Source organism: Rothia sp. HMSC065D02 (genome assembly GCF_001815285.1).
Taxonomy (GTDB): Bacteria; Actinomycetota; Actinomycetes; order Actinomycetales; family Micrococcaceae; genus Rothia; species Rothia dentocariosa.
Map to the genome: position 1 here is coordinate 236,742 of NZ_KV820092.1, position 16,583 is coordinate 253,324.

The 16,583-nt window shown below is 52.7% G+C and carries 10 protein-coding genes and 1 pseudogene; 9 read left to right on the forward strand and 2 right to left on the reverse strand.

Annotated features, from left to right (window positions below; genetic code table 11):
* The 9 genes and pseudogenes from HMPREF3016_RS08570 to HMPREF3016_RS08610 all read left to right on the forward strand — a co-directional run.
* Positions 1–940, forward strand: a pseudogene (locus tag HMPREF3016_RS08570) (hypothetical protein); the annotation flags it as partial.
* A gap of 120 nt (positions 941–1,060) precedes the next feature.
* Positions 1,061–1,999, forward strand: coding sequence for a hypothetical protein (locus HMPREF3016_RS08575; RefSeq protein WP_048752374.1), 939 nt, complete (start codon positions 1,061–1,063; stop codon positions 1,997–1,999).
* 203 nt (positions 2,000–2,202) lie between these two features.
* Positions 2,203–3,264 carry a FecCD family ABC transporter permease gene (locus HMPREF3016_RS08580; RefSeq protein WP_238789005.1) on the forward strand — a complete coding sequence of 354 codons (1,062 nt, stop codon included), beginning with the start codon at positions 2,203–2,205 and terminating at the stop codon, positions 3,262–3,264.
* Positions 3,264–4,379, forward strand: a complete 1,116-nt coding sequence (locus HMPREF3016_RS08585; RefSeq protein WP_048752368.1) for a FecCD family ABC transporter permease — start codon at positions 3,264–3,266, stop codon at positions 4,377–4,379. The genes HMPREF3016_RS08580 and HMPREF3016_RS08585 overlap by 1 nt, the downstream gene beginning before the upstream one ends.
* Positions 4,379–5,230 carry an ABC transporter ATP-binding protein gene (locus tag HMPREF3016_RS08590; RefSeq protein WP_048752366.1) on the forward strand — a complete coding sequence of 284 codons (852 nt, stop codon included), beginning with the start codon at positions 4,379–4,381 and terminating at the stop codon, positions 5,228–5,230. Before HMPREF3016_RS08585 ends, HMPREF3016_RS08590 begins: the two co-directional genes overlap by 1 nt.
* 10 nt (positions 5,231–5,240) lie before the next feature.
* Positions 5,241–6,545, forward strand: a complete 1,305-nt coding sequence (locus tag HMPREF3016_RS08595) for an enterochelin esterase domain-containing protein (RefSeq protein ID WP_070741673.1) — start codon at positions 5,241–5,243, stop codon at positions 6,543–6,545.
* A gap of 27 nt (positions 6,546–6,572) precedes the next feature.
* Positions 6,573–8,288: a (2,3-dihydroxybenzoyl)adenylate synthase gene (locus HMPREF3016_RS08600; protein ID WP_070741676.1), complete on the forward strand. Its 1,716-nt coding sequence runs from the start codon at positions 6,573–6,575 to the stop codon at positions 8,286–8,288.
* Between the two features lie 276 nt (positions 8,289–8,564).
* Positions 8,565–8,792: a phosphopantetheine-binding protein gene (locus tag HMPREF3016_RS08605; RefSeq protein WP_239662009.1), complete on the forward strand. Its 228-nt coding sequence runs from the start codon at positions 8,565–8,567 to the stop codon at positions 8,790–8,792.
* Positions 8,793–8,872: 80 nt separating this feature from the next.
* Entirely contained in the window at positions 8,873–13,105 is a 4,233-nt protein-coding gene (locus HMPREF3016_RS08610) for a non-ribosomal peptide synthetase (protein ID WP_070741679.1), read from the forward strand.
* Positions 13,106–13,197: 92 nt separating this feature from the next.
* Here HMPREF3016_RS08610 and HMPREF3016_RS08615 read toward each other — a convergent pair whose 3' ends face one another.
* Both HMPREF3016_RS08615 and HMPREF3016_RS08620 read right to left on the reverse strand, forming a co-directional pair.
* Positions 13,198–14,817: an McrC family protein gene (locus HMPREF3016_RS08615; RefSeq protein WP_246828525.1), complete on the reverse strand. Its 1,620-nt coding sequence runs from the start codon at positions 14,815–14,817 to the stop codon at positions 13,198–13,200.
* Entirely contained in the window at positions 14,810–16,513 is a 1,704-nt protein-coding gene (locus HMPREF3016_RS08620) for an McrB family protein (RefSeq protein ID WP_070536062.1), read from the reverse strand. Before HMPREF3016_RS08620 ends, HMPREF3016_RS08615 begins: the two co-directional genes overlap by 8 nt.
* Positions 16,514–16,583 lie beyond the last annotated feature (70 nt).

A 16,583-nucleotide genomic window follows, 5' to 3' on the forward strand; every position in this document is an offset into this window, starting at 1 on the left:
GGTGAAAGAAACCCCCAAGAACGAGGCACCTGCACCTACTGCACCTGCCCCTGTCGTTGAGACTCAGACTGCGTCCGACGGTGATGCTACCGTAACCGGTCCTAAGACTGTGGCCCACGGTCAGGGAATCGTCGTTAACGGTTCTGGATGGAGCCCCTATAGCGTTATCGCCGTTAAATACGATGGCGGTGACATTAAACTTGACCACGCTGTGAACTATAACGGTAAAGACTATGCGTCTCGTGGTGTTGTGGCCATTATTCAGGCTGATGCTGATGGCAAGTTTACCTATACTTTGCCGTTCCCAAATAGCGATAAATGGGGCGTGGGCACCGTTCACGATATCACGTTCCTGACCGGTAGTTTACAGAAGGGCGACGAGCAGCATTCGGTGACGTTGTCCGTTACGATTGTTGGCGCTGACGGCTCCACGTTAGCCCCTGTAAGTAGTAATCACGCCTCTAACAATGGTTCAATCGCAGGCGGCTATGATGCCGGGTCGGGTAACAACGGATCAGGATATGGCTCTGTGGCACCTATTCCCACCCAGAGCTCCGGAATCAACTATGCAGCCCGTCAAGGCAGCATTACGAAGCAGGCTTCTCTTGGGGCTGCTGCTGAACTGGAAAACGATACGCTCATCAACCGTGTGCAGGCACGCGCTAAAGCTGCCGCAAAGAACGGTAGTAACAGCGGTGCCCACGCCAAGAGCGCACCCAAGAAAACTCACACTGCCAAGGCCGCGCCCGGTAAAAACGGTACCCAGGGCAATGCAACTACCGCGGCAACACAGTCCGACAGCGATAGCGCCCCCAATATCATTGGCGCTGAGCTTAGCGGCTTCTCGCGCTGGTTCGCGAACAATGCAAATAACGTGTTGCTCTCTATAGCGGGTCTGATAATCTTGGTGCTTGCACTAACCTTCCGTAAGAGGGCTTAATCACCTCTCACACCTGAGGAAATATACACAATAATCTCAAACATCAGGGTTCCCTCCCACACCGTCGGTGGGGGAGGGAACCGGTATAAATTACCACTAGTCGCACAGAAGAGGAAACTCATGCGAACCACAAAGACAGTATCAAAGGCGCTCACTGCCTGCGCGGCAATATCCCTTAGTCTTGGCCTGGGGATGGGAGCTGCGAATGCGATCCCGCCCGGAGGAGCATCAGAGAATACCCCAGGAACCAGCTCAACTGTAAGTCCTCATGTGACTCCCGGAGGCGTAGTTAACTTCACTTTGACAGGTTTCCCTGAAAACACGCAGGTTACCGTCAAACTAGATGATGACGGCGTCGTGCATAGGCAAACAACGGATAGCAAGGGGAACCTAAACGGTTCATTTGTGCTCTCTAACGCAGGCTCCGGCGACCATACGCTTCGCTTCCTTGCAACGGGAGGAGGCGGAGGTAAAGACGCCAACGGTCGTAATAAAGGTAACACGGGAGGGCGGTATACCAATAAGAGCCCTGTATTTACCGTTGGAGAACCCGATAACGGGGGCGGCAATAATGGCGGCTCGTCAAATAACGGAGGATCCTCTAAGGGCGGCTCCGATTCTTCGTCCAACAATAACGCCGGATCTGACGGTTCGGGTAATAATGGTTCCGAAGATAACGGCGGTAACTCGGCACAGAACGGTGGTTCATCTGAGCAAGAGACCGTCTATCTTGATGCTGATGGCAACCCTATCTCTAAAGAAGAGTATGATCGTTTGAACGCTGAGGCTGACGAGGGCGGGAATAAAGATTCCTCCGATCAGAAAAACGGCCAGAACGCTAACAAGAGCGAACAGAAGAAGACCGCCAGCGCCTCTGCATCCAGCAGTGCGAAGAGCAGCGCGTCGGCCTCTAGCTCCGCAAAGACACAGGCAGATAGCCATAAAACCAGCAACACAACGGTAACGTACGGGCAGGAATTCCCATGGCTGGGCGTATCTGTGCTTGGCGTTGCTATTATCGGTGCTATTGCTGTACTGATTATTCGGAAGCGTCCATAGACAATGGTGATAAGCGCGCGCCGCAGGGGAGATAACGCTCCTTTGCGACGCGCGTTTGGCACTCTTGCTCAGGAGAAGAACCAAAGGTACCCTAACGCAATAGGGATCAAGACACGGTATCGAGATAAGGCGGTCTTAGCTATCTTTACGGTAGCGTTGTTGATAGCACTGTATCTTAGACCACACATAATAAAGGAGTCTCGTTGAGCGTAACCTTGGAACGCACAGGAGCCTCACGAACCATGAAAAGTGGGCGCAACGAAAAAAACGGCCGACGAATAACCTGGCTTATTATTTTTGCGGTTCTGCTCGGCGTGAGTATTCTTGCCTCGCTAACTATTGGGCTAAAATCACTCTCTCCCGACAGCATCGTAGAAACCTTAGCGGGGCAATCAACCCCCGAAAGTCATGCCATTATCTTTGAGCAGCGCATTCCGCGAACACTCATCGGGATAGCCTGCGGGGCGGCCCTCGCAGTTGCCGGATCACTCATGCAGTCACTCACCCGTAACCCACTCGCCGAACCTGGTCTGATGGGTGTCAACGCCGGTGCCGCCGTTGCAGTCATCCTCACTGTTGTACTTTTTGGTGTTCTCGGCATCTGGCAGTATATGATTGCCGCCGCTATCGGGGGCGCTATAGCCGCCACTGTCGTCTATACCCTCGGGCGTGGTCGAGACGGCTCAATTGTTAAATTAGCTCTCGCCGGTGTGGCTATCTCTGCCGCCCTTGCTGCTGTAGCACAGGGACTTATGCTCTCGAACCAAGATGCTTTTGACGAATTTCGTGTGTGGGTTACCGGGTCTTTAGAAGGGCGTGATATATCAGTCGCACAGGCTATTGCCCCCGTGATCTTCGTGGGTCTCCTTTTAGCGTTTTTTGTAGCGCCCTCGATCAACGCGCTAAGTATGGGTGAAGAAGCCGCTATATCCCTAGGCGTACGGGTATATCGGACCCAAAACCTCACACTTCTTGCCGTAACGCTTCTTGCAGGTGCGGCAACCGCTGCTATCGGGCCGATCTCATTTGTCGGTTTAGCGGTTCCCTTCGTCGTGCGTGCCATTATGGGTAATGACGTACGTTGGGTTAACTATGGCTCCGCGCTTCTAGGTCCTGTCTGGCTGCTCATGTCCGATGTCTTAGCCCGTGTTATTATGGCGACCCCGGAGCACCCGCAGGAAACTCAGGTAGGAATTATCGCTACCCTTGCAGGGGCACCCCTCTTCCTATTCCTGATGACTCGTCGTAAGGTGGAAGCTCTCTGATGACAGATACACAGACTAAGGCGACGAACCTCAAGACTCAGAAACAGGAATCTTCGCGCCCTCGAGGTGCACGGCGCGGTCACGATTTGGCTGGCAGGCTTGTTCTTAACTCACGCGGACTCATTCAGGCGCAGGTTCCCTGGCGGGTTTTGACGCTGTACATTGTGCTGATCGCTCTCATCGTGGCACTTAGCCTGTGGGGGCTGCAACAGGGCGAATACAAAGTGACGACGATGGACGTCATTAATGCCCTCGTTGGGCGGGGTAAACGCATTACAGTGGTCTTAGTACAGAAGCGTGAAGCGCGCATCGTGGCAGCTCTGCTTGTTGGCGCAGCTCTAGGGCTTTCAGGGGCGCTGTTCCAGGTAATCTCGGGTAACCCGCTGGGCTCACCGGATATTATCGGCTTTACACACGGTGCTGCAACTGGTGCGCTCCTGCAGATTATCGTCTTCGACTCTGGTCCAGTAGAAGTTGCTATCGGTGCCCTCATTGGCGGTATCGCAACATCCATTACGGTGTGGTTACTGACTCGACATACAGGTTTACGCGGGTTCCGCCTAGTGCTTGTGGGTATTGGCGTAGGATCGACTCTTGCGGCGTTCAACTCGTTGTTGGTAGTTCGGGCATCACTGACTCAGGCGCAGACGGCGGCATCCTGGCTCGCTGGTTCTCTCGATGATATGTCGTGGCCGCGTACGATTACACTGATGATTTTTCTGATCGTCACAGTTCCCGCGCTTCTCGCCCTGGTACGCCCTCTCGGGGCCATTCGGTTTGGCGATAGCGTGGCGTCAGGACTAGGCGTGAATGTCAACGCTTATCGGATATGGGCGCTCTTTCTCGGTGTGCTTCTCGTATCCCTAGCCACCGCGACTACCGGTCCCATAGCATTCGTGGCACTTGCTGCCCCGCATATCGTGAAAACCCTAGGGCGAAGCGGCGGCGTTACCCTTTTCGGATCTGCCCTCATGGGTGCGTTGATGGTGCTGGCCTCAGACCTTATTGGAAGGTTTGCAATTCCCGGCCGTACCCTACAGGTCGGTGTGGTTACCGGAGCCCTAGGCGGTTTATATCTGATTTACCTGATTTATCTTGAAAGGAAGAAGAGCTAGTGAAGGCTCGTGCAGAGATTAGCGAAAGCCGACTCGCAGGTGAAGACATGGTCGTAGCCTATGGCGACCACACAGTGCTCAGCGGTATAGACTTCAAGGTGCTTGAAGGTGAGCTTACCGTTATTTTGGGTCCTAACGCCTGCGGTAAATCTACCTTACTCAAAGCTCTGGCGCGTGTGAATCCTCTCAAAGGCGGAAAGGTTTTTCTTGATGGTCTGCCGCTTTCAAAGATGAAATCCCGCTCCATCGCGCAGATTCTCGCCATGCTTCCTCAAACGCCGGAGGCACCCACCGGGTTGACCGTGGCGGATGTTGTGGCACGCGGCCGATACCCGCATCAATCCCTTCTGCGTTCCTGGTCTGAGAAAGATGAGGCTGCCTGCGTTGAGGCTATGGAAGCCGCGAATGTGTTGGAACTGGCCGACCGTCCTATTGAGGCGCTTTCCGGCGGTCAGCGTCAGCGCGTGTGGATTGCCATGACCCTTGCCCAGCAGACGCCTTTGATTCTGTTGGACGAGCCAACCACTTACCTGGATATTACCCATCAGATTGAGGTGCTAAACCTTACCAAGAAGCTCCACTCTGAGGGGCATACCGTTGCGGTTGTGCTGCACGATCTGAACCTGGCTTTCCGATACGCCACTCATGCAGTACTCATGAAGGAAGGTAGGATTATCGCTCAGGGTGATCCTCAGGAAATTGTCACTGCCGAGCTAATTCAGGAAGTTTTCGACCTAGAATCTGTTATATGCGATGACCCCTGTACCGGAACACCACTGGTAGTTCCGGCAGCTCACCAAGAGATTACTATTGCCGCGGACGCAATTGCCGCCGCCCGCGAAGGTCACTAAGGAGCCTTTTATGGGTGATTTTGAGACCCTTCCACATAAAACCACACAGAATCTCAAGTCAAAGATCATGGCGCGTCCTATGCCGCCTAAAACCCCGCGCCCAACGCCTGCCCCGCGCGTACCCAGCCCGCTTATGACGCGCATCGTAAACGAAGCCGTGGACGCGCAAGAACTTAACGCCCGCATCACAGAGATCGTAGCGGATGGGACTCCACTTATCGAGCAGGCTTACTACGACGATGGAACAGCGAATGAGAACGAACGCATTGTCACATTCCTGTATCAGCATGCCACGGCAGAGCAGGTTCTCATTTTTGTCAATAGACTGACAGATGAGAAAAACCTGCCGTTGTCTCTGATGGAACGTATTCCAGGCACCGATTGGTGGGAGCTGAGCTTCCAGATGCGCACCGACTGGCGGGCTTCCTATAACTTTATTCCCACGCTGCCAGGAGAACGCCCGATCTGGCTGGGGGAGGACGATCAGGTGACATTGCGCACCGCTCTCGATTCTGGTGAAGGCGACCCGCTTAACCCGAAGACCGTCTGCAACCGTATTGGCCGTTGTATGGGTGTGATTGAACTTGCCGATGCGCCGGTTCATGAGTTTCTGCTTACTCAACAGGAACTCGACAGCCTTCCTGAACCGCACTGGATGAGTACTGCGGACGGGCATGAATATTTGTTGGGACGAGTAGGAAACCCACATCCTGATTCTCCGCTTTTTATCCTTTTCGACGGTGAAGTCTGGTACGGGCACGGTATGGAGCATATGCTCAACCGAGCCTTTGCCGCCGGGCGTATTCCGGATATGAATGTCTTCTTTCTGCACTCGGGTGGTCGAGAACGCCGCTGGCAAGAGCTCAATGGAGACAGCCCCATAGCCGACTATATTGTAGAAGAAGCGCTTCCTCATTTGAGGCGTCATCACGGGCTGCGGCCAAAGCCACAGGATATTATCATCAACGGACAATCCTTAGGCGGGCTGTCTTCTCTGCTGGCGGTTTTCTCACGCCCAGAATCCTTCGGAGCTGCAATTGCCCAGTCGTCTTCGCTGTGGCAGCCCCAGGTTTTCGACAAACTCTCACAGCTGCGTGAAGCCAATGAACTGCACCGGTTGTCCCACCTTCACCTTGAGGTCGAGGTAGGTGAGCAGGAATGGATTCTGTTGCCGCCGCATCAGCGTTTTGTTCAGGAACTCGAATCCGTGGACACATACCTGAACTACACTGTATTCAACGGCGGCCACGACTACGCCTGCTGGCGTGGAGCTATCATACCCGCGCTGAATCGCATTCTTATGCCCAACCCCTAAAATCTTATAGCCGAGAAAGACATAAACATGACCGAACAGATTGTGGAACGCTCCGAACTGCTCGAAACCCCACTGATTCCTGAGGATTTCGCACGGCGTTACCGTGAAGAAGGGTACTGGATCGATCAGACTATACCCGAGTTTCTGCTTGATGCCTGCCGTGCTAAGCCACATTTTCCGGCGTTAGTGGCACTTTCGCATGCACAGAGCGACGCAGAGGGCAAACCGCAGCAGATTCGACTGAGCTATGGAGAGCTGGAGGCGGCTGCTCGTGCCGCAGCACGTCACCTAGAGAATGCCGGGGTGCAACCCGGCGATCGTGTGCTTTTACAGTTAGGAAATATCGCCGAATACCTGATATATCTCATGGGTATTTTTTGGGCAGGGGCCTTACCGGTCTTTTGCCTGCCACAGCACCGCACGAGTGAGCTTGTTCATTTTGCAACCCGCACTGATGCCGCTGCGCATATATTTTCCTCGAAAACTCCGGGGGCAGATTTTGCAGCGCTCGCCGACGATGTGGCACAGACGATGCGTGCTGATGGTCTAGAACCGCCTATTGCCCTTGATGCTGCGCTCCCGGTAACTCCGTTGAGCGAGGCGGAGCTGGCGGAGCCGTTCCATCCCGGTGTTGTGCAGAATACCCAAAACACTCTGGCAAGCGAGCAGATTGCATTTTTGCAGCTTTCCGGCGGTACAACCGGTATGTCAAAGCTAATTCCGCGCACCCACGCAGCCTACTTGTACTCGGTGCGTGGTTCCGCCGATATTTGCAAACTGAATAACAACACAACCATGTTGGTGGTGCTTCCTGCGGCACATAATTTCACGATGAGTTCGCCTGGAATCCTGGGCGTAATGTGTGTGCAAGGTAAGCTCGTATTTGCTGCTGATCCTAGCCCTCAGACGGCGCTTAATCTGATTCAGATGGAAGGCGTTACCTTCACCTCACTCGTACCGCCCTTGGCGCAGGCCTGGCTGGCATCTGTAAAGAAACGTGATGTGCAGCTGTCTTCGCTCCGCGTGCTTCAGGTGGGCGGATCGAAACTTGCTCCGACGGTGGCGGGGGAGCTCGAAACAACCCTAGGTGTGAGCATCCAACAGGTCTTCGGTATGGCGGAAGGCTTGGTGAATTACACTCGTCTGCGTGATGAACCCTATATACGCATGAATACTCAGGGATACCCTATCAGCCCGGCTGATGAAATCCGCGTGGTGGATGAACAGGATAACCCTGTCGAGCCAGGGCAGAGCGGTCACCTACTCACGCGCGGACCCTATACGATTCGCGGGTATTATCGCGAAGAAAACGCTAATCAGCTCAGCTTTACTGAAGACGGTTTCTACCGCACGGGCGATATCGTGCGTATAGTCGCGGGAAAGTATCTTGAAGTTACTGGACGCGCTAAAGATCAAATTAACCGTAACGGTGAGAAGATCTCGGTGGATGAAATTGAGGAGTTGGCGTTAGAGCATCCGGATATTTTGGATGCAGTAGCCCTTGGTCTGCCCGATGAAACTGTGGGTGAGCGCGTCTGCTTGATAGTCGTACTTCAGGCTGGGAAATCGCTCGGTGAGAATCCGCGCCGTACCATGTACGAGTATTTCACTGAAAAGAAGCTGGCTGATTTTAAGATCCCCGAACGTGTACAGGTATTGAGCTCTCTGCCAACCACAAACGTGGGTAAGATCTCACGCCGTGAACTTCGCATTAAACTAGTTGAGATGCTGGCTCAGGAGTAAGAGTAACTAAGGTAAGCATTAGCGCGGGCTAAATAAGCGTGCGGATACCATAATACCGGGGTAAGAATCTTGAGGTTCTTACCCCGGAAGTTTAACTCAAAAGCAGGTGCTCTGTGAGGCGTGCGCAGAGAATAATAGTCACGTATAGGTGGTCAACACCCGCTATATGACGGTGATATAAAGGTTTACATAGTTTTCATGTAGGGTAACCTCATCTACAATTTATGTGTATATAAATTTTGGCATACATAAGACATGATGCCAGAGAGGAACATAATGTCCGCAGAGACTACTCTCCGCCCCCTGCTTGCTCAGTACATCCATGAGGCGGATTCGCTGGATACCGCATTTTCCGAGTCTACGACCGACCTTTTTTCTCTGGGGATGGACTCAATGGGCGCTTTTGCCCTGCTCGATGACCTCGCGGGCAAGGGGATTACTATCGAATTCACTGAACTGGTAGAAAACCCGACCGTCGAATTTTTGCTCACTCGCATCAGCTAACTTTGACGAAATCGGTACCTGTATAAGGCCGATACTCACCCAACCAACACACGACACCGCCTGAAAGAATAGACCGGACTATGAGCATCACCGAGCATAGTGGGTCCAAGCATGACTGGATTCCCCTGACCAAAAGCGCTCAAGGTATTTATCTTGCCGCTATTATCGATCCCAAAAATCCCTGCTATAACACGGCAGAGATCATGGAATGCCCACCCGAGACGAATCTTGATTACCTGCGTGAGGCATTTATTCAGCTCTACCGTGAAAATGAAGGTTTCCGGGTGCAGACGCGCGTGCAGACTGGGCGTCCAGAGCAAAGAGTCATGCCACTTGATGAGTTTCTGACTAATCTTGAGATACTTCCGGTAATTTCCCTCCCGACTCAGGAAGAAACGGAAGAACAGAATCCCGTTCCGGCAACGGTACGTGATTGGGCATCCGAGCTGATTCGCGAACCGCTGATCACCGATGCGGGTGTTACGGTACGCTCCGCTGTCACATACTACGGGGATAAACTCTGGGTTTACCACAGCTTTAGCCATGTGGTGGCAGACGGTTTTGCGGTGTTTAACGCTCTGTCTCGCGTAGCAGCTATCTATCGTGCTTTGAGCGCCGGAAAACCTCTGCCTACCGTTAAACGTGCCTCTCTAATGGAGCTTCTTCAGGCTGACCACGCAGCCGAACATGCCCGAGAAGAGGACCTGGCCCTGTGGACTTCCGAGCAAGCGGAAGTACTTAGCCAGCCCGATACATCGCTGGCGGCACGGAGTGCATCACCGGCACCACAAACCTTGCGTGAGGTACTGACCCTGCCTGATAAATTACAGCGAGATATGCTGGAAATTGGCAAAATGTACGGAACCTCCTGGCCCGTTACTGTAACCGGTGCTGTAGGGTCTTATCTGGCCCGTATTGGTGGGCATAGAAGCGCTGCTTTTGGTATACCCCAGATGAACCGTATATTTGGGGCCCAGGTTCCCGCAGAAACCCGTGCTCTCGGCAAGACCAGCGCTCAGACTGGAACCACCGCCGTGAACGTGCTTCCTGTACAGGTTTCAGGTATGGGAAGTATCGCACAGGCACTCGATAGCGTAAAGAACCAGTATGCACGAAACGCCTCACATCCGCTTGCTCGACAAGAAGACCTAGAACGTTTAGCGCAGTCCGATGACAATCGCCTCTTTGGTACCCAGATCAATGTTATACCGTTTGATGCCGCTTTACCGCTAGGTGCACCTACTGAAAACGCGCCTGCTTCTGTGGGATATATTCATAACATATCTGCGGGGCCAGTTGTGGATATGACCATTACCCTGCGAGGCATACCCGGGCGCGGTCACACAATTTCTGTGGAGCTCGATGCCAACCCGAACCTCTACACCCATGAGCACGTAGAATTTCACGCCCGGCACCTACAAAATTGGTTGGAATCTTGGGCTCAGGCTGCCCTTGAGGAGCGGTCGATGGATACCCTGACGACTGCGTTACCGCATGAGGTAGAGCTGCTGGAATCGTTTAACGCTACCGCGCATCCGATAGAGTATAAAACTTTGCTTCAGCGTTTTCAGGGTGCGCTCACACGCTACCCGAACGAACCCGCACTCTACGCCTGCGCGCCGGATGAGGACGGTACGTTGTCCCCGCAATCTCGGCAGGCCTATGAGTTTTCGCAGGTACTCACGTATCACGAGCTGGATGTGCGAGCCCGCGCCCTAGCAAAGGCGATGCTGGAAGCTGGCGTCTGCCCTGGAACTGCTGTAGGCCTACGTTTTCATCGAGGACTTGAACAATATATCGCCTTATATGCGGCGCTCTATGCAGGGTTTGTCTATGTGCCGATTTTGCCGGATCTGCCCGTCGAACGTGTGAGCTCCATGATGGAAGATGCGCAGTGTTCGGCGCTTGTGTATGGTTCCGGGCTGAGTCCTATTGCAGAGGCCGAGTTAAAACCAGCGAATACGCAGAGTTTGTGCGGGCTGCAGCAACTTGAATTTACTTCCTTAACTGCTCCTGTCGGAGAACCTCTAAACCTTGTAGATGTTCCCGAGGCAAAAACATTCCCGGGTATCGGCACAGCACTGGGTGATACCGCGTATATCTTGTTTACCTCGGGTTCGACAGGGCGACCCAAAGGTGTTGCGATTAGTCATCGTTCCATTGATAACCGGTTACGCTGGCAGCAGTCACAGATTCCGGTCGGCGCATCCACACAAGACCGTGCGGGGGACCGCATCTTACATAAAACGCCTATATCGTTTGATGTTCATGTGTGGGAGCTTTATTGGCCGCTTCAGGAAGGGGCCGCCGTCGTTATTGCCGCTCCTGATGGGCACCGGGATCCGGCCTACCTGGCGCGTGTTATCGCCGAACAGAACGTTACCTGTCTGCATTTCGTACCCACGATGCTCACCGCTTTCCTAGAGTCTCCCTACGCTCAACGTACTTTAGCTGAAGCAGGTTTTGGATCGGGGGAGCAGCGACACCATGTGCGCTATCTTATCTGCTCGGGCGAGGCACTTCAGAAGGATCAGATTCTCAGTGCGCATAATATTATGGGTGTTTACCCTTTAAATCTTTATGGGCCTACGGAAGCCGCCGTCGATGTTACCTTCTGGGATAGCTCCCAAAACCCAGAGTGCAGTACTGTTCCTATCGGCCAGCCCGTTTGTAACACCCAAACTCGTATTCTCGACCAGGCTTTACAGCCGATACCGCCCGGATTCGTAGGGGAACTCTACCTATCGGGTGTACAGCTTGCTGTGGGGTACCAGAACAATCCTGAGGCAACTGCACAAGCCTTTATCCTGGACAACGCTACGGGGGAGCGGCTTTACCGTACTGGCGATCTTGCCGAGTGGAACCTCACCGCCACAAACCAAAAACCCGGCACCTTGGCCAAAAACCTTCGCGGAGTCATCCTCTACCGTGGTCGTGCCGATCACCAAGTAAAACTGCATGGGCAACGTCTAGAGCTTGGCGACATCGAAACTACGCTCTCCCACGTTGAGGGAGTCCATAGCGCCGTCGTTTTGCTCTACACGAAGATGCCCGAACCCGCTCTCGCAGCGTTCCTAGAGATAGGTGACGTTCCTGAAACTGAACGCAACCGTATTGTTGCTCAAGCTCGTCAGCATTGTGAGAACACCTTGCCAGACTATATGGTACCGCGCCTATGGCACACCATGGCTCAGTTCCCGGTTAGCCCTTCAGGCAAGGCAGATCGCAAAAACCTGGCACGGCTCGAGTTTACCTTTGATACCAACACCGCAGACGGCCCCCATGGACTTTTAGAACAGCAAATTAGCGAGATTATCGCGGGCGTGCTGGGACGCTCACAATTCGGTGTAACCGAAGACTTTTTCGCAGCGGGTGGTAACTCTCTTGCGGCACTTTCCGTCATTGCCAAGATTGAAGAAAACCTTGGAAAGACGCTCAGTATTGGTGCCCTCTTCGCTAATCCCACGGTCAAGGGGCTGGCTGCGGTCTTGAACGAGGATTCTACTGATGTCGAATTTGCCCCGGTTCTGCCTCTGCGTGAGGCGGACTCGGTGGACTCCGCAACATCGAAGAATACCGTACCGCTCTTTATCCTGCCGCCCGCAGGCGGTCTGGGATGGTGCTATGCCGCCTATCTGCCCTACATACCCGGGCATCCGTCGGTTTACGCACTGCAACATGAGGCATTCACGAACCCAAATGCTGGCTACGCCCAGAGCCTTCGTGAACTCGCCGAGGGGTATCTTGCGCGTATTCGTGAGACCCTTGAGGAACGTCAGCTTCCATCACAATTTTCCCTGATGGGCTGGTCCGTTGGCGGTACTGCCGCCGTCGAGGTAGCCGCGCTTGCCGAGACTGCCGGTTACGATGTACAACAGGTTACGCTTCTGGATGCATACCCCGTCGAACAGTGGCAGGGGATTCCTGAACCGGACGAGCAAGAGAGCTTTCGTGCCCTCTTACGTATGGGCGGTCTTCCCGAAGTATCGGCGCAGACCGTTCTTGACTTGCCACAGACGCTCGAACGACTGCGAGATGCCGGGTCGGCTATGGGATATCTACCCGAAGACAAGCTAGAAGTATGTTTGGAATCTATGCGTGCCTCTGCCGCCCTTATGCGCGGCTCGAACCACCTTAACTTTGGCGGAAAAGTCGTATTGATTGGAGTGAGCCATGACGATCAACCCTATCTGGATGCGCACGGCTGGGAGCCTCATGTGGGCTCGTTCCGTACCGTCACGTTGAAGAACGGTACCCATCCCGATCTGGTGAACCCGGAGCGCATTCCTGAAATTATTGCAGAAGCCTTCTAAAAGCGCCCTATGGGTATTGGGGGAAGAACAGAGACATCAACAGCACCACGCTAGGAGTTCGGCATAGGTCACGCCTGCGGGCCTTTTGCACTCTATGAAGGCTCAGCAGGAACCTTCCTAAGCACCTTCGCCAAATGCGAGGCATCAGCGGTAGTGCGTCCATCCTCGGGTTGAGGGAAACGCACCCCGCAGGTCGTCACATGATGTTCCGCAGACATAGGTGCCTGAGGATACGCCCCGGACTCGCCTACCGTCAGGATCCTGCCTAGAGTTCCAGGACCGTGAGCTACTGGATATGCTGTATAACCATCCGCGCCTGTGCGGTACGCGACCGCCAGCATTCGGTACCGTTCATGCTCGGATCGCTGCATTAAATCTTCACAATACGTGGTGTACCTGCCATCAAGGGTTGCGACCAGAATGCCTCGGGAATACAGCATCATATCTGGTTTCGCAAAGGCCACACCCTGCTGGCGACCCTCAGCATTGCGGTGATAAAGCATACCAACGGGGCTTTCCACACGCACTTCTAAACCGGTATCCGTGAGGGCCCGCACCAACATTTTTCGCCATAATGACGAAGTATCAAATTTAATATTTGCCAGCACACCCGCTTCATACGGACTATCGCTTAAACCAAAGCCATATTGTTGCGACAAAATAGATTGCGCATAGTGGTAAGCGCGCAAAGTTTGTGCCGACAATCGCATAGCAAAAGCAGGGGAGAGCGTTTCGGTCAGCAGACTACGAATATTCTGCGTGCTCACATCACGCAACACAGACTCGTACCCTAAAGCATCGTCGACGACCTCATTATCGGCGGCATGAGTTGCCACCTGCTGTAATCCGGCGCGGATCATTTGCCATAAATGCGTATCCGTCGTCAGAGAATCGAACTCGCAAACAACCCCAATACGTCGGTTAATCCGCCGGTTTACAAGCTCGCGTGGAAGCATACGACCACGCACAAAAAGTAATTCATCCACCTCAGGCTCAAAAACCGGACGACGATGCGCCAAAGCCTGCCCGCTTGAATCAACAAAAACGCGGTACATAGCCTCTTTGAGCGAAGGAATATGCGGAAAAAGTTCGGAACCCTGCGGGGTAATGTCACGATGTCCCTGAATAATTGCCTGTTCCTCATGATGCTCTGCCAGCATACGCCATAACAAAGAAACCTTCTGCCAGCCAGTACCTTGACCACCTGCCGAAAAGTCCATATTCTCACGGGCCGTAGCCGGTCCTAAAAACCGTCCACAAACCGTAGCAGCCACTGCATAGACAGGCTTTTCAGGGTACTCCAGCGCTGTCCACAGTGGATCTGAGGCACCGCCCTCATTATCATCATCATGCGGCGGCAGGGCAGAGCCCGAAACCGTCTCTAAATACCCAGCCCAAGGCTTCGGAAGCACCAGAATCTCAGTCTCATAGACATAGAGAGATAACGTACCGTCATCGCTATGCTCGTAAAGCGAAGACTCAGGATCCTGCACAGAGGAGAACTGTCCGCCTGCCTCAGGGGCGATTTTCACATTAAAAGGCGCAATAACTTCCGGCTGCTCAGCCGATACCCATTGTTTGCACCAGAGCTTGGGCAACACATGGATAACCAGAGTATGCACGGCACCCGGCTGAGGATGCGTGTGTTTTAGGATCGTAACGCCGACACCGTTACCGCGCGCGCTCGCTTGAAAGTAGCGAACTTCACTCACCACCCGTTACTTCCAACCAGGGAATTTGACCTGCGGGCTTAGGAGCAGAAGGCAGACCGGGACCGCTCCATGAACCAACCACGCGTGGGCGGCTGCCGAGTCGCTGGCCCACCATCTTGACGGATAGCCCATTGATAGAACCGATCTTTTCGAGAATGCCGGAACTGATATTGAAAGTCGCTGCAATTTCCGCAAGCTGGGTTAACAAAGCCCGTGCAATGTCTTCGGGGGTGGAATTTCGAGAGAAGAAATAGGAATGTCCTAGACGTGCATCCGGGCCAACCTCGGATTCAAGAATGGCGTTAATATCCGCATACCGTTCTATAACGATGTCTAATTCTTCAGAAATAGCACCTCGTTCAGCTTCAAGCTCTGTACGCAAATCTGTTTCATTGTGAGGATTCATTTCCATCCAGATAAAGCGACGGCGCAAAGCCAAATCAATGGTACCCACAGAGCGGTCGGTAGAATTCATAGTTCCCAGAATGTGCAGGTTATCTGGAACTACTAAACGGTTATATATTTTACCCTGATAATAAAGCGGAGTTTGCAAAGTCGCATAGGTGAAACCCTGGGGAATATCCGCATCAGCTGCAAATACTGAACCGTAAAGTTTTTCACGATGATCCTGAAGTTTTTTTACGGAAACACGCTTTGACGTTTCAATAACGAGCATAAGGTCGCCGAAAACACGGGAGGTATTGGCGCGGTTAATCTCGTCAATGAAAAGCAGATGTGGTGTCGTGGGGTTCTCAACAGCTTTTCGGCAGGCTTGAAGAAATACACCTTCGTGAGACACAAATTCAGGCTCATCTTCTTGGCGTGAAAAGTTTGGACGCAGACCGCTCACGAACTCTTCGTAACTCGTGGACGGGTGGAAGACTACCGTTGTAATGTTGGCCTTGCCGTACCCAGTATCCTCACGTGAGAGAGTATTGATCTGGTAAGACTTTCCACAGCCCGCGACTCCCTCAAGAACAACACATTTATTTTTAAAAAGAGATTTTGCAACAGGCCCGGTGGGATAAAACCTGCCGCTTTCTTCTTCAACTGCATTGAGGGTATTCTCAAAATCTTTAGGCGTGGGTTTTTTCCGTTGAGTAGGCGGTTTTTCGATTAAAGGTTTAATATGCTGCGAAATGAGATCCTGAAGTTGTACAGGAACTCGGGAATATGGCATTCCGGCAGAATTTCCAAAATAGATACAAATACGAATATCGCGGTATATGGAAAACTTTTTTACGGTATCTTGTGAACGTTTATGGGCTTCCTGTACTGCGGTATTAAAAAGAGGAATGCACTCCACAAGCTGGAGTGCAGAAATATTAGGGTTTTGATTCTCGGCAGCTTTAATTTGACGATCGATAATACGGTTCATGCCACCCGGAAGCAGGTTGTCATGGCCATCAAGGATCATACGCAGAGTTTCCCGAAAACCTTGCCAAATATTCTCGTAGAAAGCATGTTCTGTTTGAACGATAGTGTCGTTGTATTTAAAGGAGTAATATACCTGCACGCTACCATTAAAAGGTTTACTCGGTAGTATTTGAGTATTCTTTTGTTGTGCGGATTTAATTTTCTCGACAAAAGTATAAAAAGATACAAATTCGGAATCGTGGATACTTTCTCCAAAAGCCCACGACGATGTAATCTCCGCGTCTATACTTTTAAAGTTTGCCTGGAGGTTGTTAGACACTGAAGTCCCTTGGTGATTGTGGTGATTCTGACCTTCCAATTATATACCGAGACATGGAGTAAAAAATATC

Excerpts from the sequence above, each read along its gene's own strand:
- HMPREF3016_RS08575 (WP_048752374.1), top strand. The coding sequence starts at position 1,061 with ATGCGAACCACAAAGACAGTATCAAAGGCGCTCACTGCCTGCGCGGCA.
- HMPREF3016_RS08585 (WP_048752368.1), top strand. The coding sequence starts at position 3,264 with ATGACAGATACACAGACTAAGGCGACGAACCTCAAGACTCAGAAACAG.
- HMPREF3016_RS08595 (WP_070741673.1), top strand. The coding sequence starts at position 5,241 with ATGGGTGATTTTGAGACCCTTCCACATAAAACCACACAGAATCTCAAG.
- HMPREF3016_RS08600 (WP_070741676.1), top strand. The coding sequence starts at position 6,573 with ATGACCGAACAGATTGTGGAACGCTCCGAACTGCTCGAAACCCCACTG.
- HMPREF3016_RS08605 (WP_239662009.1), top strand. The coding sequence starts at position 8,565 with ATGTCCGCAGAGACTACTCTCCGCCCCCTGCTTGCTCAGTACATCCAT.
- HMPREF3016_RS08610 (WP_070741679.1), top strand. The coding sequence starts at position 8,873 with ATGAGCATCACCGAGCATAGTGGGTCCAAGCATGACTGGATTCCCCTG.